This window comes from Enterococcus sp. DIV1411a (assembly GCF_050531945.1).
Taxonomy (GTDB): domain Bacteria; phylum Bacillota; class Bacilli; order Lactobacillales; family Enterococcaceae; genus Enterococcus_B; species Enterococcus_B faecium.
The window spans coordinates 357,344-382,504 of the sequence record NZ_CP172892.1; the positions used below are offsets into that span (position 1 = coordinate 357,344).

Genomic DNA, 25,161 nt, shown 5'->3' on the forward strand with positions numbered 1-25,161 from the left:
ACCACTTTAAAAAAAGAGGAGAATGTGTATGGTCAACACACAAAAGCAGTTAGAAGAAGCATATCTGAAGAACGTGTATCAAAAGCTAATTGATAAAAAAAACGAACTGCGTGAATCGATGGATACGGCAAAAATAGAAGGAAACCAGTCGTTGAAAGAAATGGCTGGCGAGCTTCGATTGAATTTTGACAGTTACTTAGATAACCTGGATACTTTTTCGATGATTGAAATGAAAAATAGAGAAATCGATCAGATGAATATCAAACAGAAAAACGCAGAAAATCAGCTAGCAAAGATCGAACGTTTATTGAAAAGTCCCTACTTTGGAAAAGTCGTTGTAGACTTTCTGGATAATGAGCCAAAAGAATCCTTTTATATCGGTACAGCAAATTTCACAGATGATGCAGATGAAAATCTTGTTTATGATTGGCGTTCACCAATTGCCGAACTTTTTTACAATAACATGATTGGTCCGTCTTCTTATACGGTTCGGCAAAATAAAATCGATACGGTTATCAAAGAAAGACGACAATTTCTTTTGGAAAGAGATCGTTTGGTCAAGTTTTTTGATACGTCTGTAGCTATTCAAGATGACGTATTATTAGAAGTCTTAGGCCAAGATGAGACCAATGAAATGAAGGCTATCACAGCTACGATCCAATCGGAACAAAACACAATCATTCGGGATGTGAAAAGTCAAAATATCTTGGTAAATGGCGTAGCAGGAAGTGGTAAAACCTCTGCTATCATGCAGCGTATTGCGTATCTGTTCTATTTATATCGAGATACGATGACATCTGATGACTTGCTGATTCTATCACCTAATCATCGGTTTATCGACTATATTTCGAATGTCCTACCATCATTAGGTGAAAGAAATCCACTGAATCTAACCATCATACAGCTGGTTTCACAGCTTTCAGCAGAGGAAATAGAAGGTGAAGAGGCTTATTTCAAACGTATCACGGGAGAAAATGTATCGGAGCAGACAGAACGTTTGCGTAGCAAAAAGTTTATCGATAATCTAAAACAATCAGATCCTTTGTTTTTAGATCATCCGAATTTTATCCGTGGACTTACTAAAAATGGAAAAACAGTCCTTTCTAAAAAAACGATCGAAAAAATATATGAGAAAGTTCCTGCTCATCCTAAATTGATCGATAGGCTTCAAGCAACGAAAAAGGCACTGATGAGCGAATGGAAGAATCATCTTTTGAAACAAGCAAAAAGTCCTGCTGTGCAGAATCAGGTACTCTCGTTGACAGAAGATAGGCAGTTGGAATTATTCGGTAAATTGATTTCTGATGATTCGGAACAAAGTATTGCAGCTTATGCAAGGAAACTTTTACAAAAAAAATATCGAAAAATAACCAGACAAATCGAAGAAATGGCATGGGTGGATGAGCATCAGTTGTTTGAAAGAATTTATGAAAAACGATATGGCTCAGCTTATGCTTGGCAACCCACACGTACTGTTGATGAAGCAGTCATTATATTAGCTATTCGTCATTTACTTGTTGAAAAGGTAAATGTACCAGCATTTCGCTATCTATTGATTGATGAAGTACAAGATTATACCCTGGCACAATTAGGTCTATTGATCGAATTATTTCCAAAAACTCACTTTACTTTAGTAGGTGACGAGAATCAGGCAATCTTTAATTCTTCCACTACTTTTGCTGATATTATGCGTTGTTTCGACGACTACCATCTGCCGATCCATCGGTATGATCTTAGAAATAGTTACCGTTCTAGCGGAGCAATCACAGAGCTTTTCAAAACCTATGCTATGGATCAAGAGAAGATCGACATCGTATCGATCCGACCGCAAGGAAAAGAACCCGAATACCGCTCTTTTCGATCCTCTGAAGAATTGTTGAAAATACTAGCTGAGATTTTGGTTTCTCTAAAAGGAGAAAAAGCGGCAGTTATCACCCAAACAGAAGAGGAAACCCAAACGCTACAAGAATCGATTAAAAAAAATTCATATGGATTAGAAAACTGCCAAATCATTCCTTTGAGTCTAGCAAAAGGACTGGAATTTGATCATGTAATCTTATATCCATTTGAAAACGATGGAGATGAGCAAAGAAGACGCAGACAAATGTACACGGCGATATCTAGAGGAATGAAAAGCATTGGGCAAAAGGTGGAACAGAAGTCTGGCTGACGAATTTCAAAAAAGTGATGCTCCATCCTTTTAAACATATTGGAAGAACGATCATCTTCATTGATCAAACATTGAGTATTGTCTGGTCAATATTCTTTTGTATTTCCGTAGTTCTTTTTGCTGGATTAATCGGGCATTATGTATATCAAGGAAACTACGAACAGATTTATATTACTTTTACATTCAGTTTTGTGTTCATCTGCTTTGAAATGGTCGCAGGATTTTTCCAGTTGCTAGCTTCGCTGATTGTAGATGATCGACGAAGAAAATTGAAATACCTTCTTTTCGCACCACTATATATGCTTTTGTTCTGGATAGTGAACGCGATAACGATCGTGACGACTTTCATTCCAGCAGTCAAAACGATTTTAGGTTATGGAAGCGGGACATGGAAAAGCCCGGAACGTACAAAAAAATAAAAGATGCACCGTTTTTTAGACAAACAGCCTGTTGTGTTTATGGTTCTTCCAAACATTTTTGCTTATAATAAGAAATTAGTTAAAAAGTAGTAAGGATGGGAAAAGTGATGAAAAAAAGAATGAAGCCGTTAATCTGGCCAATTGCTGTTTCCAGTATTTTCTTATTGGGACAGACAGCTTTTGCGGAAACTTCTGAACCTGCTCAAACAGAACCTTCAACAACTATAAGCTCTTCTGATGCTGAAAACGGTGCCTCGGAAACAGAAACGACTTCCAATGTACCGATAGATAATTCAGGAGAAACGATTTCATCTTCAGAAGATACATCAATAAATAGTTCTACCTCTTCTGACCAAATCGATCATTTGCAAGACTTGGAAAATAAAAGAAAAGAACTCGAAGAAGCATTAGAAGCTGCAAAAAACAAATTGAAAGAAGACCAAGCAGCAATCGATCAAGATTTAGCTAATCTTAAAAATAAAGTGGGAAATGACCGTGCACAACTTGAGAAAAAGCTTGCCGAAGCGAAAGCAAAAGCGGAAGCTGTCCAAACAGATCTTGACGGGAAGATCCAACAAGCAAAAGAATTCAATCAGCAATTAAATCAGGTTGCTCAAACAGCTTCTGGAAAGCTAAGTCAAACTCAAGCGGATATCACAGCGGCCAGTCAAGCAATCCACGGAAAGATCAGCGAAGCACAAACAGTTGCTAATGATTTTGAAGCAAAAAAAGCTGACTTAGCAGCTAGTTTCCAACGCATAAAAGATATTTTGCATTCGGCAGGAGAAAAATCAGTGGCCTCTGGAAGCCCGACAGAAACCGTTCAGCAAACGACAGAGCCATCCAAATCAACAAGTCAGACTTTGCCAAAAACAAATGAAAAAACAGCTTCTGTCAGTTATTCCTTAGCAGGGGCGGGTGTATTAGTTGCAGCAGCTTACGGAATCATCCGCAAAAAGAAATAAAAAAGAGAGGATGGGAAGGTAGAGTACCTCGAAGTTAGACTGAAAAATCTAATTCTTGAGTGCCACTACATGTCCCATCTCTCTTTAGTTATTAAAACAGATGTCCCCTACTTATCTCGTGGAGACAGCTGTTCCACTACATGTGACCATCAGCATGCCATTGTCGCTGCCTAATACTTCATAGTCCATTTTTACGCCAATGATCGCATCAGCTCCTAATGCTTTTGCACGTTCAGCCATTTCGGCAAGTGCTTCTTCTCTTGCACCCATTAGTTCGTTTTCATAGCTTTTTGAGCGGCCGCCAAAGATATTTCGCAATCCCGCCTCCAAGTCTTTAAATGCATGGATCCCAGTAATGACCTCACCAAAAACGATCCCTTTATAAGCTACTACGGCTTTTCCCTCTACACTGTTCGTTGTTGTTGTAATCATTCGATCACTCCTCTCTTTTAATTAAAGTATAACAAACTTCAAGAAGCACTACACATATTTTCCCAAAATTAGAAATTTATTATATACTTGAATTGTTCATTAATGAAAGCGAAACCAATCGTTAGCAACTATGTAAAAGAAAGGAAGATTCTTGTGAAAAAAAGTATTTTGCTTATTTCTCATAGTCAAAAAGTAACAGATGGTATTAAAGAAATGATTGAGCAGATGCAAAAATCCGAAGAGGTGCAAATTTTTTCTCTCGGCGGAATAAGTGGCGAGATCGGATCAGACCCGATGAAAATCGTAGAAGCAGTCAATGAATCAAGTGATGCAGCTAGTTATTTTGTTTTTGCGGATATTGGCAGCGCGGTATTGAATTCGGAACTGGCAAAAGACATGTTGGAAGAAGAACAGCAGCAACGTTATCATCTGGTGGATGCGCCTTTAGTGGAAGGAGCTTTTGCAGCAGCCATCACTGCCGGTATAACGGATGATACTCAGCAAATCTTAACAGAAGCACAAAATGCCGGAAAGAAAGGATGGGAATAAATTGAAAAAAATCATGAATGATCCAAGCAATATTGTCGAAGAAATGCTGGAAGGATTAGTAAAAAGCTATCCAGAACTTGTTCATCGTGTAGAATCTTCCCGTGTTGTAGCCAAGAATCAGAAAGCGGAACAAGTTGGTTTGGTTTCTGGTGGAGGAAGCGGACATGAACCATCCCATGCCGGGTTTGTAGGGGAAGGGATGTTAAGTGCAGCGGTGCTTGGTGATGTGTTTACTTCTCCAACTCCAGATCAGATTCAGACGGCTATTAAGGAAGCGGATAGTGGAAAAGGAGTTTTACTGATCGTTAAGAATTATACAGGGGATGCATTGAACTTCGATATGGCAAAGGAATTAGCTGCTATGGACGATATTGAAGTAGAAAGTGTGATCGTAGATGATGATATCGCCGTTGAAAATAGTACGTATACTGCCGGAAAACGCGGAGTCGCAGGTACTGTCCTTGTACACAAAATCGTGGGCGATGCAGCAAGAAACGGTGCTTCCCTAGCAGAGTTGAAAGAACTGGGAGAAAAGGTGGTACAGGCAACTAAGACGATCGGTGTAGCGCTTCGAGCAGCAACTGTACCAGAAGTAGGGAAACCAGGATTCGAACTGGGAGAAGATGAGATTGAGTACGGTGTTGGTATCCATGGTGAGCCAGGCTATCGTCGAGAAAAGATGCAGCCTTCTAAAGTACTGGCAAAGGAACTTGTTACTAAGATTTTAGATGATTACTCGAATTTACCAAAAGAAGCAGGTGTACTAGTCAACGGAATGGGCGGGACGCCTTTGATGGAACAGTTCGTGTTCATGAATGATGTTTTAGCTTTGTTGGAAGAAAGAGGAGTCAATGTAGTTTTCCGAAAAGTCGGTAATTTCATGACTTCACTAGACATGCAAGGTCTTTCTCTGACACTGATCGACTTGACAGGGACACAATGGAAAGATTCTTTAGAAAGCAATGTACAGACGATTTCATGGTAAAAAATCTCAAGATAAAAGGGTGATAATATGAAACTAACCGTTCAAGAAATCCAAGAATGGCTCACGCAATTTGCAGAGGCAATCAATCAGAACAAACAATATCTCAGTGATCTAGATACCCCGATTGGCGATGGAGACCATGGAAATAACATGGGAAGAGGGGTTTCAGCTTATGAAGAAGCTTTTCAAACCGATCATCCTGAAACAATTAGTGATACATTCAAAGTATTCTCTATGGCGATGATATCGAAAGTCGGTGGTGCTTCTGGTCCGTTATACGGATCTGCATTCATGAACATGATGAAAGCGACAAAAGAGGTCGATTCTATTGATTCTCAAGAAAAATTAGGAGAAGTGATCGAGCAGGGAACAGCGGGTATTCAAAGCCGAGGAAAGGCAGAAGCTGACGATAAAACGATGTTAGATGTTTGGCTGCCAGTCACAGAGGCATTGAAGGCAGGGAATTTAACAAAAGAAATCATTGACCAGGCAAAAGAACACACCAAAGACTTGGTAGCTAAAAAAGGACGAGCTTCCTATCTAGGAGAGCGTGCAATCGGACATATCGACCCAGGAGCTGCTTCTAGTGCCATTTTATTTTCAACGCTTTTAGATGTGATCAATCAACCTTAAGTTCAATAAAACTGCGGTGATGCTCATCGCAGTTTTTTGTTTGGCTGTTCTTATGACTTGATGCAGAACAGCTTTTTCACAACCTCTATTTGTCCATATCGCAAAATTCAGGTAGAATACAAAAGATAACGGAAAGAGGCGAAACAATGGAACTTGGAAAATCAGATTATCAGTTGTTTGATCGACCAATCTACGCATTCAAACAGCTCAAAGAGAGCCATCCAACAGATAAGATCGAACAAATCAAGAAAGAATATAAAGAACACTGGCAAAAATGGAAAGAGATTCAGCTCCAGACAGCTGCACTTTTGCCTGATATGTACGGCATGAGCAAACCTAAAATCGAAAGCTGGACGAATGGCTGGAATTTACGCAGTCATTTTTGGAGCGCGTACCGAAGCGAATCTCGTCAAGACGAGAATGCCTGTCTAGCAGTTTTGTTGAATCAAAAACAATACCAAATCTATTTGATGTACCAACATTATAAAAGCGAAGAACGATATGGTAGCATTGCAGCGTATAACCAGTTGCTTGCGATACTGAAAGAGTGGAGCAAAACAGTCGATATCAAGGATTATTACATATGGCCGCAACCAGAACATGAACTTGACGACCACTTAGCTTTGTCTGACTATTTGTCCGATACAAAGAAACAAGAAGAGTTGAAAAAAGCGATGAGAGACCGAACCTTTCAAATGGGTAAACTATTCTTCTATCCGCAAGAAATCGAACACGTTGAGCAAATAACCGCTGAAACCTTACAAGAACTAGCACCACTATATCAAAAGCTAGGTGCGGAAAAATTTCAATAGACAACACGAAATAAGCAATTCGAAAAACAAACCTTACTCTCGGCTTGCGAGTGAAGGTTTGTTTTTGATTATTCAAAAAGTAAATATTTAAAAAATTGATAGGAATCAATTACTTAAGGTCTCAAAAGAAGGAAAATAAAGCAAGTGACAAAAAGAAATCCACTCTATTTGCTGGTATCTGGTTCGCTTGACGTTTATGCTATGATAAAAGAAAATTATCAGTCGGAATAAGGCAAGCCATGTTCCTTTATTAGAAATAGCTGTTTAGAAGGAGGAGAGATTATGAGTCATGATCATTTATGTGTTTCATTTGTTCCTTTGTTCAATCACTTAGTACAGCAAGATCAAGAAAAAGTACACGCACTTGTCAAACATCACTATGTGGAAAAAGGAGAACAGATTCTTGCGCCGAATGGAGAACCTCAATTAGTGATCGTGGCCTCCGGCAGTATGAAAGTGTATCAATTATCTGCTAGCGGAAAGGAACAGCTTTTACGAGTAATAGAGCCGGGCGGATATGAGGGAGAGAGCCAGTTGCTAGGCGTTCCAAATGAGTCTTTATTTGGCGAAGCACTAGAAAAAACGGAAATTTGCATATTGAGACAAAAAGATTTCTCGGAACTCTTACTGCATTATCCCGCCCTTAGTCTGAAACTTTTAGCAATCAACGTTGAGAAGTTAACAAAAGTACAGCAGCAGACAACTTTTTTGATGATGGAAAAAGTAGAAGAACGAGTCGCTGTCTATCTGCTTGACTTAGCTAAAGCGACAGGGAAGGATCACTTTTTCCTGCCAATGAAAATGAAAGAACTTGCTGCATTTATCGGTACGACCCCCGAAACTTTATCTAGAAAATTTAAATTATTAGAGGAGAATGGTTATGTAAAAAGAAAGAATCGAGAAGTCTGGATCATTGATAAAGAGCAGTTAGAAGACTTGTAAATAAAAAAATGACCTCCAAATGTTGGATTTTTGACCCAGATTTGGAGGCTAGCATGAAATTGTACATGCTTTTTTATTATCCTTCTAGTAAGTCTCTTCGCCTATAACCAATAGAACCAAGAACGAACAGTGCAAGGCTGATACATGATAACATAAGGAACACGGAAAGATCAAAAGAATCGTTTGGCATCCGTGGAACCCAGCTAGGGACAGCTGTTTTGGAAAACCATTCTGGTAAATCCAAAATTCCGCCAAAGTAATTGAGTGCAAAGGAGTAAGCTAAGTAGATATAAGCAAGTTTACCCATTCGAGGAAGCCATCCGAATAGAAAGCCACTAATTCCGATAAACACTAAAACGGCAGGCAGGAAATTGAACCCGGCTTTAAGAAACATCAATAGATCCATGTCTTTCGCATCCTTCATCGAAGCCAAAGCAGAAAGCCCTAGTGCACCAGAACTAATCAGGATTGCCAATATAGCAAATAGAATAGCTAGTAACATATTGGTCCAATAAAGTTGGTTCCTAGAAATTTTTGTTGCGAACAGCTGATTCATACGTCCGTGGGTTTCTTCTGTAAATAAACGATTGATGCTAGCAATTGGTAAAATAGCAGCTAGACAAATCAAGACGACCATGATCGTGCTTGTAAAGTTTTTTTCAATTGAGACGCCAGATTGGATAAACATCTGTTTCATTAAGTCGTTACTTTCTAAAAACTGTTGCATATTCCCGTAGATAGAGCCGTATGCCGCCCCCATCAAACCAAAAGTGATAAGCCAACTGATTGTCATCCCTTTATTTAGATAGAATAATAAACCACGCAAGGATAAAAGAGAACGTTTAGCATACGGTTTTCCTTCACGTTCGGGGATATAGCCGGTGTTCAAATCTCGATGTTCCTCTAAAACAAATGAACTGATTATCAAGATTAGACTGAACAAAAACAAATAAAGCAAAGGAATCCAGTTGTTAGTTGTAAATGGATAGGTCAAATAAGACCAGCCTAAAGGATTCCACATCGAAAGGGAGGAATCAGCTACATCTGTTATTGCTCGTAGAAGGTAAAGTCCACCTAAAAACGCTAAAGACAGACCATTCGAACTGGCTGAACTTGGCATCAGTTGTGCAGCAAACAGTGCAACGGCACTCCCCAAAATCCCCATACTACCTACAGATAGCCCAAAAAGCCAAGCACCTTCTGCAGTGATCGAATCTGCTTGGAAAAAAATCATCGTACAGCTGATCGATATTGCTAAAAGCAAATTGATCAGAATACTTTCAGCGATGACAGCTAAAGAGTTTGCTTGACGTCCGACTCGAAAGGAACGAATAAGTTCAATCAGACCAAGTTCTTCTTTTTTTCTCGTTTGGCTCACCACGTGTAAAACAGAGATCACAGCAGCAAACAAACTGCAAAAAAGCAACATTTCATTTGCATAAATCGCTCCTAAAGTATACTCAGCAGCATTCGAAGCTGGAGTTGGTCCGACCATTGCAATCATTGCCGGGTTTTGCAAGGTTTCGTATAATCCAGCTAATCCTTGTCCGGAAGTCAATTCTTCAAACGCAGGGACAAAACCACCAGAAAAAGCAGTGACACCGACTAGCCATATCAGGATCTTTTTCCAGTCACGGCTAAGGTTTTGAGAAAAAAGGGTGGACCAGCGTGAAAATTTATCAGTCATTTCGCTTCCTCCTCATCCTTCATAATGTCTCATGAATAAATCCTCAAGAGTCGGTGGAATAGATTCAAATTTTTTCACACCTAATTTGGACGCTTCAGCTAAAATCACATCGAAAGCTTCGTTATCAGCAGCAAATTGAGCGAGGTGACCTTTTTGCACAAAGTCATGGACACCGTTCAATTGTGCTAAGTGACTATTCTCTGCTTCTGTTTCTATAGTGATGGTCGAACGAGTCAAATGACGCAATTCATCGAGTGTTCCTTCTTCTACGACTGTTCCTTCGCGTATGATCACGACTTTATCCGCTAGTCGCTCGACTTCACTGAGAATATGAGAAGAAAGTAGGATGGATTTGCCCTGTTCTTTCAATTTTTCAACTTCTTCTTGGAAAATCGTTTCCATCAAAGGATCTAAACCAGAAGTAGGCTCATCAAATAAATAGAGATCCGAATCAACAGCCAAAGCAGCAATCAAGCCCACTTTTTGGCGATTTCCTTTTGAATAGTTTTTTGCTTTTTTCTTAGGATCAAGAGAGAAACGTTGAATCAGTTCATCTTTTTTTTGAGCACTCCCTTTTCCATGAAGCTTCATGAAGAGATCGATGATCGCTCCTCCAGTCAAATTTCCCCACAAAGAGATATCGCCTGGAACATAAGAAAGACGTTCATGGATAGATAAACTATCTTCCCATACATCTTGCCCAAAAATCGTTGCCGTTCCGCCGTCTTTTTTTATAATCCCTAAAAGTGTCCGAATCGTCGTGGATTTTCCAGAACCATTTGGTCCGATAAATCCAACGACTTCACCTGAATGTACGGTGAAAGAGACATCTTTTAAAGCTTCGAAACGACCAAAGCTCTTTTTCAAATGTGTGACTTTGACGATTTCTGCCATAAAAACCCCACTCCTTTTTCTAAAAATATATACTAAACAAGATTAAATAGTTTAATAAAAAGGTTTTATACCTTTTTATTAAACTTTTTTTATTATTTTAGTACATAATATTCTTTTTATAAATTTCTGTCAATGAATTCATAAACAAGGAATTGCTAGCTTGATACTTTCTCAATAGATAGTTATAATAAACCTCAGAATAAATTTGAACTATATATATTATAAAAGTTTAAAATTACGGGAGGCTCTACAAATGAACGGTTTTGAAAAGAGAGCACAAGAGAAAAAGAAAGAGATTTTACAAGCAGCTTTTGACTTGATGAACACAGACATAGGAACCGCTGGAGTGACAATGGATAAGGTAGCTGAGAACGCTCAGGTAAGTAAAGCGACGATTTTTAAATATTTTGGCAGCAAGGAAGGGCTGATTTATGAAGTATTTTTTGCATTTATGAATGATTTAGGGCAAGAAGCGAAAGCGTTGATTGCGGAAAATCTTCCATTTGAAGAAACACTGATTGCCATGAGTGAAAACAAAATCCGTTATCTCAATCGAGTGAACAAACAATTTTATATCGATTTGATGACATACTATACAAAAAAAGAAAAAAAAGAATTTTCTGACGCGATGGATGCGTATACGCAAGAAAGTTTCAGTATCATGCTTGATCTTTTCCATCGAGGGCGGAAAGAAGGAAAAGTGGATTTGAAATATTCGGATGAGTTCTTGATCCTCTATTTTCAAGCAATGGTAGAAGGAATTTCTAAGCCGGAGATATACGCAAAACTGCTTCCATATACAGCAGAATGGACAGAAGTCCTGATCAAGGGAATCGCACCGAAGAAGAAATAAAGCATAAAAAAGCCGAAACTGACGATAAAATGTCAGTTCGGCTTTTTTGGTTCATAAATGACGTAAAATCAAGCAGATTCGCGTGCTTCTTTGTCATAGACATCATGGACATTGATGAATGGATCAAGAATAGGATTTTTTCCGTCTAAATCAGATTGAAAACGAATGCCATCGATATTGATCCGAGCATTTCGATAGAAATCCGTACCTAATTGTCCCCAAGCTGGTGTAGAAGCATCGACATTACAGAAAATATCGAAACCTTGACTCTTCAAGTAAGCAAATTTTTGATTTTCTGCTGAATAAGGCTGCCAGTCGCTGATGTCTGCACCAAATGGATAAATCAGAATATTTGTTTTTCCTAGGATAGGTGCAACTTCTTGCTGCCACAATTCATTGTCTTTTTTTACATCTTCTAGTGAAGCTTGAGTCATATTCAAGTGACCCCATGTATGGGAAGCAAAGCTCCAGCCGTCTTTCTTCAACTGTTCCGCCACTTTTTTAGCTTCTTTAATCTCTTTTTTTGTTTTTTCATTGTCTCCATATTGAGATTTTGATGTTCGATAACCTAAAACTCCGTTGTAACCTGTCAGGGCCAAGGTACCTTTTGCGCCTCGATAAGAAAAATCAGGATGTTTCTTGACAAAGGCATCAATCAGAGGAACCATGTCAAAGTCACCGATTTCTTCTTTATCTTTCTCTTTATAGACATTTTTGATTTCATTGTTATTTGATACGACCAATCGGCTAGGAAAACCGGAATTATCCATATATTCATAATAGCTGACATCATCTTGTGAAAGAACCAATGGTTTTTTTCCTTCAGGTAGCGCAAGCCCGTTAAAGGAAAGATTTCCTTGTTCGTCTTTTTGGATCAAATCATTCAAATTAACTAAAACAAAATCATTTTGATAAAGTTGTTCGATCGAACGGTTGAATTCTTCAACAGTCACCATATAATCTTTGTATCCTTGTGCCTGTTGAGAGTGGAAGGCTTTTTGCGGGTCCACGATCAAGCTGTGGAAAAAGACATGAGAGATCTGAGTAGGATCAGACCAGTCGATCAGTTGTTCTTTCTCCTTTTTTAGTGTTTGAAGAAGCTGTTGTGTTTCAGTAGATCCGTTCTTACTATCTTTTTCCAATAACGCAATCGCTTGGTCATAATCGTAGCTTTGAGCCAGATTTTTTGCTTGAGTAACTAGTTGTTGCTTATCATCTGTCGGTTCTTTTGCTTTTTCTGTTATTTTTTTTTCAGGAATGATTGGTTCTTTTTTTGTAGATGATCGGATGACAAAAAACAAACTTAGAATTAAAATAACGATAGTTAAAGCAGAAGTGGCTCCTAAAATAATTTTTTGCTTTTTTTCCATATACCTCGTCCCTTGCTTTTTCATTTTTTTACTTGTCCCATTCCTTATTGTAACGAAGAAAGAATAAGAGGCAAAGTAAAGTGACTTCTCGATAAATTGCAGAAAAAATACAGAAAAAGTTATTTCTTTTAACAATAATTGAAAATAAAATGTTCGGAATTAGAGCGGATTCAAAAAAGAAAAAATGAGGAATTTAAAAAAAATATCCTTTTTCTGTTGACAAAGAAAAAGTTGCGCTCTATGATAGACACATATTAATAATAACAAGACGAAGATCGAAACGAAGTAGTTGTTAAAGCCAATGTTTCAGAAAGCTGGTGGTCGCTGCAAACCAGTACATGCTTTAAAGCGAATTACATTTCAGGAGTCTTTGGCAGTGATTGCCACGCGACAGCGTTAAATGTTCGAGAGGTATGTTGGATATCTAGACATACAAATTGGGTGGTACCGCGAGATTTCGTCCCTTGGCTTATATGCCAAGGGACTTTTTTTATTTCCTATCCTATCCTGAAGAAATAATTAATTACACATGCTAGCAGGTTCCTGCTTTCATAAAAAAACTACACGGAGGTCAGTAAAATGAATATTATTGATGAATTAACTTGGCGCGACGCCATTAATCAGCAAACAAACGAAGAAAGACTTCGCGAGCTCGTTGAAGAAAAGAGCATTTCACTTTATTGCGGCGTTGATCCAACTGGTGATTCGATGCATATCGGACATTTGATTCCATTTATGATGATGAAAAGATTCCAATTGGCAGGCCATCATCCATATATTCTGATTGGCGGCGGAACAGGAACGATCGGCGACCCAAGTGGCCGCAAAACAGAACGTGTGTTGCAAACGATGGAACAAGTGCAACATAACGTGGACGCACTTTCCAATCAAATGAGAAAATTGTTTGGTAAAGATGCAAATATCACATTTGTGAACAACTACGACTGGTTGTCAAAAATCTCTTTACTTGAATTTTTGAGAGACTACGGTAAAAACTTCAACATCAACACGATGTTAGCAAAAGATATCGTTGCCAGCCGTTTGGAAGTAGGAATCTCATTTACAGAGTTTACTTACCAAATCCTGCAATCTATCGACTTTTTGCATCTGTATAAAACATACGATGTGCAATTGCAAATCGGTGGAGCAGACCAATGGGGAAATATCACAGCTGGATTAGACCTAATCCGAAAATTAGAAGGACCAGAAGCAGAAGCGTTCGGTTTAACGATCCCATTGATGCTGAAGGCTGACGGAACGAAATTCGGAAAAACTGCAGGCGGTGCCGTTTGGCTTGATCCGAAGAAAACTTCACCATTTGAGTTCTACCAATTCTGGTTGAATCAAGATGATCGCGATGTAGTGAAATACTTGAAATTCTTTACTTTCTTGTCTCAAGAAGAAATCGAAGACTTAGCGAAAAAAGTAGAGACAGAACCTGAGAAACGTGAAGCACAACGCCGTTTGGCAGAAGAAGTTACAAGATTTGTGCATAGTGAAGAAGACTTGAAAGAAGCGCAAAAAATAACGCAAGCATTGTTCTCTGGAAATATTAAAGAACTAAATGCGGAAGAAATCGCGCAAGGATTCGGTAAAATGCCGAACGTTGAAATTTCAAGCACACCTGAAAATATCGTGGAACTGCTTGTTTCCACAAAAATTGAACCATCTAAACGTCAAGCACGTGAAGATGTTTCAAACGGAGCTATAAGTATTAACGGTGACCGCGTTACCGATTTAAATTTTGTCATAAATCCATCCGATGAATTCGATGGTAAGTTTGTGGTTATTCGAAAAGGTAAGAAAAATTACTTTTTGGCCAAAGTAATTGATTAGAATTTAGTAAGTTTTTACCTTGAAAAAGGGAAATACTATTACAACATTCCAATTTTGAAACCCATCCTAAAATAGAACGCTGGTTGTCGTTAATACAATCTTTGCGAGGGAGTTTACATTTGTAAATTCCCTCGTTTTTTTTTAATTATTTTAAAAGTGTGAACAATTCGGATAATTGATACATATTAAAATATGATTAAAAATCAGGCCAAAACTTAGTTTACAGAATAGAAGAACAGGTGTAATGTAGGGCTCGACAAAATTTAAATATTTTTTTAGGAGGGTTTCACTATGAGTGAATCATTGTCGAAAGATCTAAACCTAAATGCCCTATTCATTGGGGACAAAGCTGAGAACGGCCAAATCTATAAAGCTTTGTTGAATGAATTGGTGGATGAACATTTAGGCTGGCGTCAAAACTACATGCCTCAAGACATGCCTATTATTACGCCAGAAGAAAAAAGCAGTGCTAGTTTTGAACACACTGTGAATAAAACAAAGGATGTTCTATCAGAAATTTCAGCGCGGATGCGTACCCATTCCGTTCCTTGGCATAATGCCGGACGTTACTGGGGTCATATGAACTCTGAAACATTGATGCCATCTTTACTAGCGTACAATTTTGCTATGCTATGGAATGGTAATAACGTTGCCTATGAATCTTCTCCTGCAACAAGCCAAATGGAAGAAGAAGTAGGAATGGAATTTGCAAAATTAATGAGCTATAAAGATGGCTGGGGCCACATCGTTGCTGATGGTTCTTTAGCAAACTTAGAAGGACTTTGGTATGCCCGCAACATCAAATCATTGCCGCTTGCAATGAAAGAAGTGACACCTGAACTAGTTGCTGGAAAAAGCGATTGGGAATTAATGAACTTGTCAACAGAAGAAATCATGAATCTGTTAGACAGCGTCCCAGAAAAAATCGACGAAATCAAAGCTCACTCAGCACGTAGCGGAAAACATTTAGAAAAATTAGGAAAATGGTTGGTTCCACAAACTAAACACTATTCATGGCTAAAAGCTGCCGACATCATCGGTATCGGTTTAGACCAAGTGATTCCAGTGCCAGTTGACCACAACTATCGCATGGACATCAACGAACTTGAAAAAATCGTTCGTGGTCTAGCAGCTGAAAAAACACCAATCCTAGGTGTAGTCGGTGTTGTAGGATCAACAGAAGAAGGAGCAATCGACGGTATCGATAAAATCGTTGCATTGCGTCGCGTATTAGAAAAAGACGGTATTTACTTCTACTTACACGTAGATGCTGCTTATGGCGGATACGGCCGTGCGATTTTCTTAGACGAAGACAACAACTTCATTCCATTTGAAGATTTAAAAGATGTTCATTACAAATACAATGTCTTTACAGAAAACAAAGATTATATCTTAGAAGAAGTACACAGTGCATATAAAGCAATCGAAGAAGCAGAATCTGTAACGATTGACCCACATAAAATGGGCTATGTTCCATATTCTGCCGGTGGTATCGTCATCAAAGATATCCGCATGAGAGACGTTATCTCTTACTTTGCGACATATGTATTTGAAAAAGGCGCAGATATCCCAGCATTACTTGGGGCTTATATCTTGGAAGGTTCAAAAGCAGGGGCAACAGCAGCCAGCGTTTGGGCAGCACACCATGTCTTACCTTTGAATGTCACAGGATATGGTAAATTAATGGGTGCATCAATCGAAGGTGCACATCGTTTCTACAACTTCTTGAATGACTTGTCATTTAAAGTAGGAGACAAAGAAATCGAAGTTCATCCATTAACTTATCCAGATTTCAATATGGTAGACTATGTATTCAAAGAAAAAGGCAACGATGACTTAGTTGCAATGAATAAATTGAACCATGACGTATATGATTATTCTTCATACGTGAAAGGAAGCATTTACGGTAATGAGTTCTTAACTTCACATACTGACTTTGCTATCCCAGACTATGGCAACAGCCCATTACAATTTGTGAACCAACTAGGATTCTCAGATGAAGAATGGAACCGTGCCGGAAAAGTAACTGTATTGCGTGCCAGCGTAATGACACCATACATGAACAAAGAAGAACACTTTGAAGAATATGCTGAAAAAATCAAAGCAGCTCTTCAAGAAAAATTGGAAAAAATCTACGCAGACCAATTATTGGCAAGCGAAGCAAAATAAGCAAGGTAATCATGTTAGAAAACAGCTTGAATACTAACTGTTTCTGACGCATGTTTGGATCTGAAGAGCAAGGGGAGACCTAAGCTCTTCGATCCCTTTGTTTTGAGGTTGTCTTTGAAGAAACCCTTCAAGCAATAGACTCAAAGAATCCCCTCAAATATTCGCTGAATTGTTTCGTTTATTGCTGAAACTACTTCAAAGACACCGTTATTTTATCCAAAAAATCAAGGAGAGTGTCAACGGTGAGTAAATCTGAAGTAAGTAAAATGGGTCTTGGGACCTTTATCGGTCTGACAATGGCACTGTGTGCAACGGTTCGGAGTATTCCTACGTTAGCCGCAGTCGGTTGGACATTGATTTTTTATTCAATTTTTGCAGTTTTGTTTTTTGCCGGTCCGATATCAATGGTTTCCGGTGAGCTTTCAACGATGCTTCCTCAAGAAGGCGGTCCTCAGTTATGGGTAAAAACAGCACTGGGCAGCAAATGGGGATTTGTCGTTGCATGGCTATTATGGGTGCAAATGTTCCCAGGTATGGTAATGGTCGCTTCTACTTTAGGACCATTGTTAGGAAACACATTTGGTAATGTAGAACTTGGCAATAATCACTGGTTCGTTTTAGGTTGTATTTTAGTTATCTACTGGATCATCACGATCTTGAACTTGAAATTCGATATGGCAAAAGTCGGCGGGAACATCGGTGTATGGCTAGGGGTATATATCCCAGTAGTCATCATGTTCGTTTTAGGTGTTTTGGCAGCCTTCAAAGTCGGACTAGTCTCAAACGGCTATCTAGGTGACTTTTCATGGTCAAAAGCTTTCCCTGACTTGGAACATATTGATTCATTGAAATACTTAGCTGGTATCACATTTATTTTTGTTGGGATCGAAATGAGTTCTGTTTACATGCCTCGTTTGAAAGACGCAACAAAAAATTATACAAACGGCGTATTTATCGCTTTGATCGGATTAGTTTTATTGAATGTCATCAATGCGATGCTTGTAGCAAATGTCGTACCAGATGGAAAAATGGAATTAGCAAATATCACGCAGCCTATCTTGATTGACTGTCAAATCCTAGGCTTACCAGAAGTGATCGGAAATATCTTCAGCTTCATGGTATTTATTGGTGTGCTTTTACAATTATCAGCTTGGGTTACTGGACCATCAAAAACAATCATCCAAGTAGCTCGTGAAGGATTCCTTCCACCAAAATTCGGATTCCATAAAGAAAACAAATACGGCGTATCTAGAAATGTCGTTCTAACACAATCAATCGTTATTTCATTATTTGCTTTGCTTTATGGTGTAATGGATGACGTAAGTGCTGTATTCTTGACACTTACAAATGCTACGACTGTTATTTATTGTATCGTGTACATTTTGATTGCTGTTTCATTGCTTAAAATGCGTAAGAAACATCCAGAATTCGAACGTCCTTACCGAATTGGTAAAAACGGAAACGGATTAGCTTGGGTAGTCAGCTGCATGCTGATCTTCTCTATCATCGTTGTCGTATTTGCTACATTAGGTACAGCGACATTGAGTGATGCATTATTAGTAGCAGCTATCACAGTGGTCATGTTCGTTATTCCATTGATCATCAATCACTTCAAGAAAGATTCTTGGGGGATTGAGGTAGAAAAAAGTTTAGAAGAAAAATAAAAAAATAAGTCTTTCAGCCGACGTTTTGTCGCTGATTTAGTAGGAGGTCCTGCCAAGTGAATAGTTTTTTCATGGCAGGGCCTTTTCATTTGAAATAGGAGATCGACGATGAATAAAAATATTTCTTTAAAAGAAAGTATCGCTGTATTGATCGTGTTGTTGGCACTCCTAGGAGTACTGATCATCGGATTCCAGCTCTCGCCACATATCCCGATCCTTGCAGCTTTCATGTGTTTGTTGTTTTATGGCAGATTTAAAAAGTTCACATGGGATGAGATCCATGACGGGATCATCAAAGGAATCACTCCAGGGATCATTCCAATCCTGATTTTTCTTTTGATTGGTGTCTTAGTTGCTTCATGGATTTTATCTGGAACCATCCCTACGATTATGGTTTATGGATTTAAACTTGTTTCTGTGCGTTTCTTTTTACCGACAGCATTTCTTGTTTGTGCAATTGTCGGAGTGACTGTCGGCAGTTCATTTACAACGATTTCGACGATTGGAATTGCTTTTTTGGGGATCGGTCATTTACTTGGATTCAATGATGCAATGACTACAGGCGCAGTCGTTTCCGGTGCCTTTTTAGGGAATAACTGCTCGCCTTTATCAGATACGACCAACTTGGCAGCGGGTATTGGAGGAGTTAATCTATTCGAACATATCGCTGGTATGCGTTATACGGATTTCCCAGCATTCGTCCTTTCGTTGATTTTTTATACGATATTAGGACATAACAGTCATTCAGCCGATCTAGCTAGTATCAATGAAATGATCCAAAACATGAAAGCGAGCTTTTGGATCTCTCCTTGGACATTGATTCCACTAGTTATTTTATTTGGGGGGGCAATCAAAAAAATTCCAGCTATCCCTACATTACTAGCGGGATCGACAGCTGCTCTCGTTCTTTCTTTTATCCATGAGAAAAGTTTGACGGTCGGAAAAGCAGCAGACATCTTGATGAATGGTTATGTCGCAAATACACCTGATCCAAAGCTAGATGAACTGCTTTCTCGAGGCGGGATCATGAGTATGTTAGGTTCTGCTAGTTTGATTTTACTTGCATTGGCATTAGGTGGGTTACTGATCAAATATCTGATCGTTGATACCATCGTTCAAGAATTAAAAGAAAAGATGGACCGACCTTCTCGTTTAGTCGGGTTTACTGCCTTGAGCTGTATCGGAATCAATCTGATCGTTGGAGAACAGTATCTGTCCATCATTCTTCCAGGAGAAACATTCAAGCGTTCTTTTGATGACGTTGGCTTATCAAAAACCTATTTGACACGAACACTAGCGGATTCAGGTGCGACCGTCAATTCTCTCGTACCGTGGGGAGTCAGCGGCACATTCATTATGGGAACGATGAAAGTTAGCGCGTTGCATTACTTGCCATTCGCCTTTTTCTCGATTCTTGCACCTGTCTTTACAATATTAGGCGGTTTTTTATTGAATCGTCGACGTGTAAAAAATTGAAGGAAGGAAAAAAGAGGCTGGGACAGAAGCGTTTAACTCCAAGAAATAAGAAGAAACTCAAGAAAATTGCTTTTTAAATTTTTGTGAATTTCAGCTTATTTCCGAAGGAGTTGCTTCTGCTTCCGCCGTTTATACGTGTTTAGAGCGTGAGACAAAAGTGTTCTTTACTTTTGTCCCACGCTCTTTTTTACAGATAAACAATGTGTTAGAAGTAGTATCTTCTTTTACATAAAAAGCTGACCATAGGATAAATGGTCAGCGTATTTAGTGAGTCAGCTATTTAGTATGGGTTTTCTAAAGGAACGACTGTCTCTCTTTTGATCAAGCGATGAGGGATGACCAAACGTACGCCACTGCTCAATTCTTCATGGATCAATTCGCGCAGCTTTTGCATAGCGACACGTCCTAATTCGGAGATATCGATATCGATACTTGTAAGGTAAGGGTGTGTTAATGTTGAGAAGATCGAGTTGTTGAAGCTAATGACGGAGAGTGTCTCTGGAATGACATAGCCGTACATTTGCGCCAACTGCATCGTGCGAAGGGCGAAGATATCGTCAATGACCACCAATGCTGTGGCTTCGTTTTCTTTCAACGTTTTCTCAAAGGACAGATAATCCTCCGGATGCTCTAGTACTACACTGGATAACGCAGGAAGACCAGCCATCATCATTGCTTTTTGATAACCGAAATATCGTTCGAAATACAAACTTTCATGAGTCGTGTTTGTCACAAACAGGATATTCTTATGTCCATTCTGGATCAAAAATTCTGTTGCTTGTTTACCTAGAAGCTGGTTATCATTATCTACATAAACGATTTCGTTCTCATGATGATAAGGCTGTCCGATCAAAGTGAAAGGGATGTGGTTTTGGTATAAATAATCAATGACAGGATCTTGACTATCTGAATACACTAGAATAAAACCATCTACTTGTTTTTGTAAATGCATACGCTGGACGTTCTCTAACAGCAATTCAAAATTTTTAGCAGTAGCGATTGCTGTAGTCATATCATAATTCCGCGCTTCTTCGTTGATTGCTTCCATGATCTCAAGATAAAATGGGTTACCGATCCGCTCTTTTGAATCAAGAGGGGGTAAGATTACGCCGATGGCACTGGAAATGCGTTTTCCTAGATTGCGGGCAGTCATGTTAGGAACATAACCTAGTTCATCCATAATTTTTCGGACTTTCTTCTTTGTTGTCTCGGAAATACTAGGATGATCGTTGATGACACGAGAGACGGTCGAGGTGGCAACACCGGCTTTTTTCGCCACATCTTTTACGGTAATAGCCATGATAAAAACACCTTTCTCTTGTTATTGTGCAGAGAACCGATAAATCGTCTGACTGATCCGTTCTTGACCAGGATGGAGGTTGATCGATCCAAATTTGGGGAAATGAACGATATCAGGGATTTCTTGCGGTTCGATTGCTAATCCGTAGTTTGAATGCATCTGTTTTCCATTGACAGAGAAATCAGCTTCGAATCCAGTCGTAGAAAATAATACCATACTTTTATTAGAAGTTGCTATAGTCATTTGGCGACCAGAATGCTTCTCGAATAATTGTAAGGAAGTTTTGGAAAGCCTAGGATGATGCAAAAGAAATACATCATCTAGTCCATCTGGATAACATGCAAGGATCTCTTGCAGTGTTGGGGATTTTCTAAAGTCGATTGGCAGTTTTTCTTTTTTTGTCCAATTTCCAGTAGGCAGTTTTTCTTGATCTAATTCAAGCACACCATCTAAAAAGACCGTTAACTGATGTTCATAGATGTCTCTTGTTCCATTTCCTGAAAGGTTGAAGTAGGCATGGTTGGTCGGATTGCAGATGGTTTCAACAAGGCTACTAGCAGAGGTTGTCATCTCTAATTCGTTTTTTGTTAAACGGTAAGTGATCGTAGCAGTGATTGGTCCTGGATAGGTAGAAAATTCATCTTTTAAGTAAAAGACCACACCTATTGATGATGGAGTTTTGAAAACTTCTACTTCCCAAAATTGGAAAGACCAGCCTTTCGTGCCACCGTGGATATGGTGTGATCCGCAGTTTTTCTCCAATCTATGCTCACCCCAAGAAGCATCCCGGATCCTTCCGGCTACAGGTCCGACAGTTGCTCCAAAAAAACTTTTGTCTGTTAGAACATCTTCGAAACGATCGTAAGACAATAAAACATTTTCTGATTTTCCTTCTTTGTCTGGTGCGAAGATTTGGTGCAGGCGGGCACCGTAATTGAGAAGAACGACTTCTAAGTAGTCGTTCTTCAATGTGATTTTCTTTATTTCAGTCTCTGGAACTGGTACGACGGAGATCTCTGGATTATCCATGGTCATGCCACTTTTCTTTCAAGTAATCGATCGTAAGAAAAGTCGTATCAGGGACAAGCGGGATCTCCTCTCCAAGGTCTTCAGCACGTCCCACGCCAATTGGTTGAGCGCCACTTGAGAGGATGGCTTGGATACCGGCTTGCGCGTCTTCGATCCCGATACATTCTTCTGCTTTTAGTCCGACAGCTTTTGCTGCAAGGAGGAAGATATCTGGCGCAGGTTTTCCGTTTGTTGCTTCTGCCGGGTCGGCAATAGCATCAAAGTAAGGTGTAAGACCCATTTTTTCAAGTAGGAATGGCCCGTTTTTACTTGCAGAAGCAAGAGCAATCTTGATTTTTTCTTCTTTTAAAGAATCCAGTAAAGGCACGACCCCGGGGAAGACATCTTTTGGTTCGATCGTCTGGATCATCTCTAAATAATAATCGTTTTTTCTTTTCGCTAATTCTGCAAATTCTTCCTTTGAAAAAGAGTGTTCTTTTCCGCCATAAGCTAAAAGCAAAGAGAGTGAGTCTTCTCGGCTGACGCCTTTTAGCTGTTCGTTGAATGTGTGGTCGATCGTAATGCCGATTTCCTGACCAAGCTTTCGCCAAGCACGATAATGGAATTCAGCAGTATCGGTAATGACACCGTCTAAATCAAACAATACCCCTTTAAACATTTGCTTCCTCCTTTCTTAGCGTTATTTCTAGACGATCCGCTAAAGAATAAGACTGTTCATAGACGTAAATTTCTAGAGGAGAACCTTCTAATAACTCGAAAGTAACTTGTTCATCTGTGACTGAGATGAACAATAAACGTCCGCGATAATTGATATGGAAAGAATAAGCTTTCCAAGTTTTTGGCAGAAATGGTGCGAATCTCAACTGATCATGGGCAGTTTTCATTTGAGCAAATCCTTGGACAATCGACAACCAGCTACCAGTCATGGAAGTGATGTGCAAGCCGTCTTCTGTGTCGTTATTGTAATTATCCAAATCCAAGCGAGCTGTTCGCTGGTACATTTCTACAGCTTTGCTTTCCATTCCTAATTCTGCTGCTAAAATCGAATGGATACTTGGCGAAAGGGAAGACTCATGGACAGTCATTGGTTCATAGAAATCAAAGTTTTTTTGCTTTTCTTCTTTTGTAAAAGTATCATTGAAGAAATAAATCCCCTGTAGTACATCTGCCTGCTTGATGAAGCAAGATCTAAGGATTTTGTCCCAAGACCAATGCTGATTCAGAGGAAGATCGCTTGTGGGAATATCGGATACAGGCATGAGATCTTTATCTAAGAATGTGTCATGCTGGACAAAGATTCCTAATTCTTCGTCAACTGGGAAGTACATGTTCTCTGCGATATCTTTCCATTTGGCTAGTTCTTCTTCGCTGATAGTGATAGCAGCTTCTTTTTGATAAGTTAAATAATTTTCTCGCGTGTAACGCAAGACCCAAGCTGCGATCGTATTTGTATACCAATTGTTATTGATATTGTTCTCATATTCGTTTGGGCCGGTCACACCGTGGATCATGTATTTATTTGCTCGTTTTGAAAAATGGACACGGTCTGCCCAGAAGCGTGCGATTTCTGCTAAAACTTCCAGTCCTTCATTTTTCAAATATTCCGTATCGCCGGTGTAATTCGTATAATTGTAGATTGCATAGGCAATCGCGCCATTTCGGTGAATCTCCTCGAATGTGATTTCCCACTCGTTATGGCATTCGACACCAGTGAAGGTGACCATAGGATAAAGCGCGCCTTTTAATCCTTGTTGCTGAGCGTTGTGGATTGCTTGCGGCAGTTGATTATGCCGATATTTCAGCAGATTCTTAGTTACTTCAGGTTTGGCTAAAGCAAGATAAAGAGGGACAGCATACGCTTCTGTATCCCAGTAAGTGGCTCCGCCGTATTTTTCTCCTGTGAATCCTTTGGGGCCGATATTCAATCGTTCATCTTCGCCGTAGTAAGTAGAGAATAGTTGGAACAAATTGAATCGAATACCTTGTTGTGCTTCTTCGTCTCCTTCGATGACCACATCGGCAAGCTTCCATCGTTCTGCCCAAGCCGCTGTTTGCTCTTCTTTTGCTTGGATATAATTGTTTGTCTGGTTCGTTAATTCTGAGACAGCTTTTTCTGCTTGCTGCGCTTCTGGAATATCTCTACTAGTAAGAACGATAATTTCTTTTTCCACTGACCATGTCTCACCTTGAGATAATTCTGCAGACAAGCAACCATGTAATGCTAAAGTATCTTCGTGATAGTCAGGGATGACTGATTTTCCATTAACGAAATGGCGCATTGCTGCAGTAACAGTAAATTGTTCAATCCCAAAGTTGTTTGGAATAGTTTTAGTCGTCAAATAGCCGATTTCTTCTATAGTTCCACGATCAATCTCATTCCAAAAATGTTCATCATAGTTGCTGTCTTCGTTTTGAACATTTCCATCCAATTTTGATACGAGTTTGACTGTTCCGCTACCTTCAAGCATTTCTATAGTTAAATAGATATAAGCTGATTCTTTTTTGACAATGCTCAGAAAACGTTCGAAGGAAATGCGTACTTTATTAGTAGAAGTAGTGATTGTGAATGTACGAGATAATACACCATTTTTCATATCTAATTCCCAGTAAAAGTCTTCTGGTTCCAAAGAAGCCAAGTCGATCAGCTGATCGTTGATCGAAATATCTATCGCGATAAAGTTCAAGGCGTTGATCACTTTTCCAAAGTATTCTGGATAACCATTTTTCCACCAGCCGACACGTGTCTTATCGGGATACCAGACACCCGCCAAATAAGTACCTTGATGGTGGTCCCCTGAGTAAGTTTCTTCAAAGTTCCCGCGCATCCCCATATAACCGTTTCCAATACTTGTTAAAGATTCTTGCAGTCGAAGATTTTTTTTATCTAATTGTGTCGTGCTGATTTTCCATGGATCAATAGCAAATAGTCGTTTGATCTGTTTCATTTTTCTCCTCCTAATGAGCTGTTTTATACGT

The 25,161-nt window shown here is 39.2% G+C and carries 20 protein-coding genes, 1 pseudogene and 1 other annotated feature; of the genes and pseudogenes, 13 read left to right on the forward strand and 8 right to left on the reverse strand.

Going from position 1 to position 25,161, the window contains the following annotated elements:
* Positions 1 to 28: 28 nt before the first annotated feature.
* The 3 genes and pseudogenes from IGJ87_RS01740 to IGJ87_RS01750 all read left to right on the forward strand — a co-directional run bounded on the left by IGJ87_RS01740 (position 29) and on the right by IGJ87_RS01750 (position 3,554).
* Entirely contained in the window at positions 29 to 2,170 is a 2,142-nt protein-coding gene (locus IGJ87_RS01740; protein WP_002391084.1) for a HelD family protein, read from the forward strand.
* A pseudogene (locus tag IGJ87_RS01745) lies at positions 2,125 to 2,589 on the forward strand (glycosyl transferase); the annotation flags it as partial. The gene IGJ87_RS01740 and the pseudogene IGJ87_RS01745, both read left to right, overlap by 46 nt.
* Positions 2,590 to 2,696: 107 nt before the next feature.
* Positions 2,697 to 3,554 (forward strand): LPXTG cell wall anchor domain-containing protein, encoded by an 858-nt coding sequence (locus IGJ87_RS01750; protein ID WP_317911163.1) that lies wholly within the window; start codon positions 2,697 to 2,699, stop codon positions 3,552 to 3,554.
* Positions 3,555 to 3,665: 111 nt separating this feature from the next.
* Here IGJ87_RS01750 and IGJ87_RS01755 read toward each other — a convergent pair whose 3' ends face one another.
* A complete protein-coding gene (locus tag IGJ87_RS01755) occupies positions 3,666 to 3,986 on the reverse strand; it encodes a heavy metal-binding domain-containing protein (RefSeq protein WP_002289297.1) in 321 nt (106 codons plus the stop codon).
* Positions 3,987 to 4,139: 153 nt separating this feature from the next.
* On the opposite strand from IGJ87_RS01755, the gene dhaM reads away from it, so the two are divergent.
* The 5 genes from dhaM (at position 4,140) to IGJ87_RS01780 (ending at position 7,907) form a co-directional block, all read left to right on the forward strand.
* The gene (gene dhaM / locus IGJ87_RS01760; protein WP_002317527.1) at positions 4,140 to 4,535 is read left to right on the forward strand and encodes a dihydroxyacetone kinase phosphoryl donor subunit DhaM; all 396 of its coding nucleotides are present in this window, start codon (positions 4,140 to 4,142) and stop codon (positions 4,533 to 4,535) included.
* Positions 4,510 to 5,520 (forward strand): dihydroxyacetone kinase subunit DhaK, encoded by a 1,011-nt coding sequence (dhaK, locus tag IGJ87_RS01765; protein WP_002328292.1) that lies wholly within the window; start codon positions 4,510 to 4,512, stop codon positions 5,518 to 5,520. The genes dhaM and dhaK overlap by 26 nt, the downstream gene beginning before the upstream one ends.
* A gap of 27 nt (positions 5,521 to 5,547) precedes the next feature.
* A complete protein-coding gene (gene dhaL / locus IGJ87_RS01770; RefSeq protein WP_002317529.1) occupies positions 5,548 to 6,153 on the forward strand; it encodes a dihydroxyacetone kinase subunit DhaL in 606 nt (201 codons plus the stop codon).
* 146 nt (positions 6,154 to 6,299) lie between these two features.
* On the forward strand, positions 6,300 to 6,965 hold the full coding sequence (locus IGJ87_RS01775) for a glucose-6-phosphate 1-dehydrogenase family protein (RefSeq protein ID WP_002289292.1): 666 nt from the start codon (positions 6,300 to 6,302) through the stop codon (positions 6,963 to 6,965).
* Positions 6,966 to 7,247: 282 nt separating this feature from the next.
* A complete protein-coding gene (locus tag IGJ87_RS01780) occupies positions 7,248 to 7,907 on the forward strand; it encodes a Crp/Fnr family transcriptional regulator (RefSeq protein ID WP_002289290.1) in 660 nt (219 codons plus the stop codon).
* A 76-nt stretch (positions 7,908 to 7,983) separates the two neighbouring features.
* Here IGJ87_RS01780 and IGJ87_RS01785 read toward each other — a convergent pair whose 3' ends face one another.
* Positions 7,984 to 9,594 (reverse strand): ABC transporter permease, encoded by a 1,611-nt coding sequence (locus IGJ87_RS01785; protein WP_002331316.1) that lies wholly within the window; start codon positions 9,592 to 9,594, stop codon positions 7,984 to 7,986.
* A gap of 12 nt (positions 9,595 to 9,606) precedes the next feature.
* Entirely contained in the window at positions 9,607 to 10,488 is an 882-nt protein-coding gene (locus IGJ87_RS01790; protein ID WP_002294635.1) for an ABC transporter ATP-binding protein, read from the reverse strand.
* A 253-nt stretch (positions 10,489 to 10,741) separates the two neighbouring features.
* Between IGJ87_RS01790 and IGJ87_RS01795 the strand changes: the two genes are divergently transcribed.
* Positions 10,742 to 11,341: a TetR/AcrR family transcriptional regulator gene (locus IGJ87_RS01795; RefSeq protein WP_002294634.1), complete on the forward strand. Its 600-nt coding sequence runs from the start codon at positions 10,742 to 10,744 to the stop codon at positions 11,339 to 11,341.
* A gap of 68 nt (positions 11,342 to 11,409) precedes the next feature.
* Here the strand turns inward: IGJ87_RS01795 and IGJ87_RS01800 are convergent, their stop codons facing one another.
* Positions 11,410 to 12,711, reverse strand: coding sequence for a polysaccharide deacetylase family protein (locus tag IGJ87_RS01800; protein ID WP_002296829.1), 1,302 nt, complete (start codon positions 12,709 to 12,711; stop codon positions 11,410 to 11,412).
* Positions 12,712 to 12,973: 262 nt separating this feature from the next.
* Positions 12,974 to 13,179: a binding site (T-box leader), on the forward strand.
* Between the two features lie 111 nt (positions 13,180 to 13,290).
* Here IGJ87_RS01800 and tyrS point away from each other — a divergent pair.
* From tyrS to nhaC, 4 genes are all read left to right on the forward strand, one after another.
* On the forward strand, positions 13,291 to 14,547 hold the full coding sequence (tyrS, locus tag IGJ87_RS01805; protein WP_002297419.1) for a tyrosine--tRNA ligase: 1,257 nt from the start codon (positions 13,291 to 13,293) through the stop codon (positions 14,545 to 14,547).
* Positions 14,548 to 14,838: 291 nt separating this feature from the next.
* Complete coding sequence (gene tdc, locus IGJ87_RS01810) at positions 14,839 to 16,716, forward strand: tyrosine decarboxylase (RefSeq protein ID WP_002286400.1); 1,878 nt, start codon at positions 14,839 to 14,841, stop codon at positions 16,714 to 16,716.
* 266 nt (positions 16,717 to 16,982) lie between these two features.
* The gene (gene tyrP / locus IGJ87_RS01815) at positions 16,983 to 18,380 is read left to right on the forward strand and encodes a tyrosine-tyramine antiporter (RefSeq protein WP_430610070.1); all 1,398 of its coding nucleotides are present in this window, start codon (positions 16,983 to 16,985) and stop codon (positions 18,378 to 18,380) included.
* Between the two features lie 108 nt (positions 18,381 to 18,488).
* Positions 18,489 to 19,856 carry a Na+/H+ antiporter NhaC gene (nhaC, locus tag IGJ87_RS01820; RefSeq protein ID WP_002286385.1) on the forward strand — a complete coding sequence of 456 codons (1,368 nt, stop codon included), beginning with the start codon at positions 18,489 to 18,491 and terminating at the stop codon, positions 19,854 to 19,856.
* Positions 19,857 to 20,136: 280 nt separating this feature from the next.
* On the opposite strand, the gene IGJ87_RS01825 is transcribed toward nhaC, so the two are convergent.
* The 4 genes from IGJ87_RS01825 to IGJ87_RS01840 are packed head-to-tail and all read right to left on the reverse strand — an operon-like array spanning position 20,137 to position 25,130.
* On the reverse strand, positions 20,137 to 21,156 hold the full coding sequence (locus IGJ87_RS01825) for a LacI family DNA-binding transcriptional regulator (RefSeq protein ID WP_002294628.1): 1,020 nt from the start codon (positions 21,154 to 21,156) through the stop codon (positions 20,137 to 20,139).
* A 21-nt stretch (positions 21,157 to 21,177) separates the two neighbouring features.
* Positions 21,178 to 22,185, reverse strand: coding sequence for an aldose epimerase family protein (locus tag IGJ87_RS01830; RefSeq protein ID WP_002294627.1), 1,008 nt, complete (start codon positions 22,183 to 22,185; stop codon positions 21,178 to 21,180).
* Positions 22,178 to 22,843 carry a beta-phosphoglucomutase gene (gene pgmB, locus IGJ87_RS01835; protein ID WP_002286375.1) on the reverse strand — a complete coding sequence of 222 codons (666 nt, stop codon included), beginning with the start codon at positions 22,841 to 22,843 and terminating at the stop codon, positions 22,178 to 22,180. The genes IGJ87_RS01830 and pgmB overlap by 8 nt, the downstream gene beginning before the upstream one ends.
* On the reverse strand, positions 22,836 to 25,130 hold the full coding sequence (locus tag IGJ87_RS01840) for a glycoside hydrolase family 65 protein (protein ID WP_002286373.1): 2,295 nt from the start codon (positions 25,128 to 25,130) through the stop codon (positions 22,836 to 22,838). The genes pgmB and IGJ87_RS01840 overlap by 8 nt, the downstream gene beginning before the upstream one ends.
* Between the last annotated feature and the right edge of the window lie 31 nt (positions 25,131 to 25,161).

Bases quoted from the DNA above. Each gene is read 5' to 3' on its own strand.
- IGJ87_RS01740 (WP_002391084.1), top strand. From the start codon at position 29: ATGGTCAACACACAAAAGCAGTTAGAAGAAGCATATCTGAAGAACGTG.
- IGJ87_RS01750 (WP_317911163.1), top strand. From the start codon at position 2,697: ATGAAAAAAAGAATGAAGCCGTTAATCTGGCCAATTGCTGTTTCCAGT.
- IGJ87_RS01755 (WP_002289297.1), bottom strand. From the start codon at position 3,986: ATGATTACAACAACAACGAACAGTGTAGAGGGAAAAGCCGTAGTAGCT.
- dhaK (WP_002328292.1), top strand. From the start codon at position 4,510: ATGCCGGAAAGAAAGGATGGGAATAAATTGAAAAAAATCATGAATGAT.
- dhaL (WP_002317529.1), top strand. From the start codon at position 5,548: ATGAAACTAACCGTTCAAGAAATCCAAGAATGGCTCACGCAATTTGCA.
- IGJ87_RS01775 (WP_002289292.1), top strand. From the start codon at position 6,300: ATGGAACTTGGAAAATCAGATTATCAGTTGTTTGATCGACCAATCTAC.
- IGJ87_RS01780 (WP_002289290.1), top strand. From the start codon at position 7,248: ATGAGTCATGATCATTTATGTGTTTCATTTGTTCCTTTGTTCAATCAC.
- IGJ87_RS01785 (WP_002331316.1), bottom strand. From the start codon at position 9,594: ATGACTGATAAATTTTCACGCTGGTCCACCCTTTTTTCTCAAAACCTT.
- IGJ87_RS01790 (WP_002294635.1), bottom strand. From the start codon at position 10,488: ATGGCAGAAATCGTCAAAGTCACACATTTGAAAAAGAGCTTTGGTCGT.
- IGJ87_RS01795 (WP_002294634.1), top strand. From the start codon at position 10,742: ATGAACGGTTTTGAAAAGAGAGCACAAGAGAAAAAGAAAGAGATTTTA.
- IGJ87_RS01800 (WP_002296829.1), bottom strand. From the start codon at position 12,711: ATGGAAAAAAAGCAAAAAATTATTTTAGGAGCCACTTCTGCTTTAACT.
- tyrS (WP_002297419.1), top strand. From the start codon at position 13,291: ATGAATATTATTGATGAATTAACTTGGCGCGACGCCATTAATCAGCAA.
- tdc (WP_002286400.1), top strand. From the start codon at position 14,839: ATGAGTGAATCATTGTCGAAAGATCTAAACCTAAATGCCCTATTCATT.
- tyrP (WP_430610070.1), top strand. From the start codon at position 16,983: ATGGGTCTTGGGACCTTTATCGGTCTGACAATGGCACTGTGTGCAACG.
- nhaC (WP_002286385.1), top strand. From the start codon at position 18,489: ATGAATAAAAATATTTCTTTAAAAGAAAGTATCGCTGTATTGATCGTG.
- IGJ87_RS01825 (WP_002294628.1), bottom strand. From the start codon at position 21,156: ATGGCTATTACCGTAAAAGATGTGGCGAAAAAAGCCGGTGTTGCCACC.
- IGJ87_RS01830 (WP_002294627.1), bottom strand. From the start codon at position 22,185: ATGGATAATCCAGAGATCTCCGTCGTACCAGTTCCAGAGACTGAAATA.
- pgmB (WP_002286375.1), bottom strand. From the start codon at position 22,843: ATGTTTAAAGGGGTATTGTTTGATTTAGACGGTGTCATTACCGATACT.
- IGJ87_RS01840 (WP_002286373.1), bottom strand. From the start codon at position 25,130: ATGAAACAGATCAAACGACTATTTGCTATTGATCCATGGAAAATCAGC.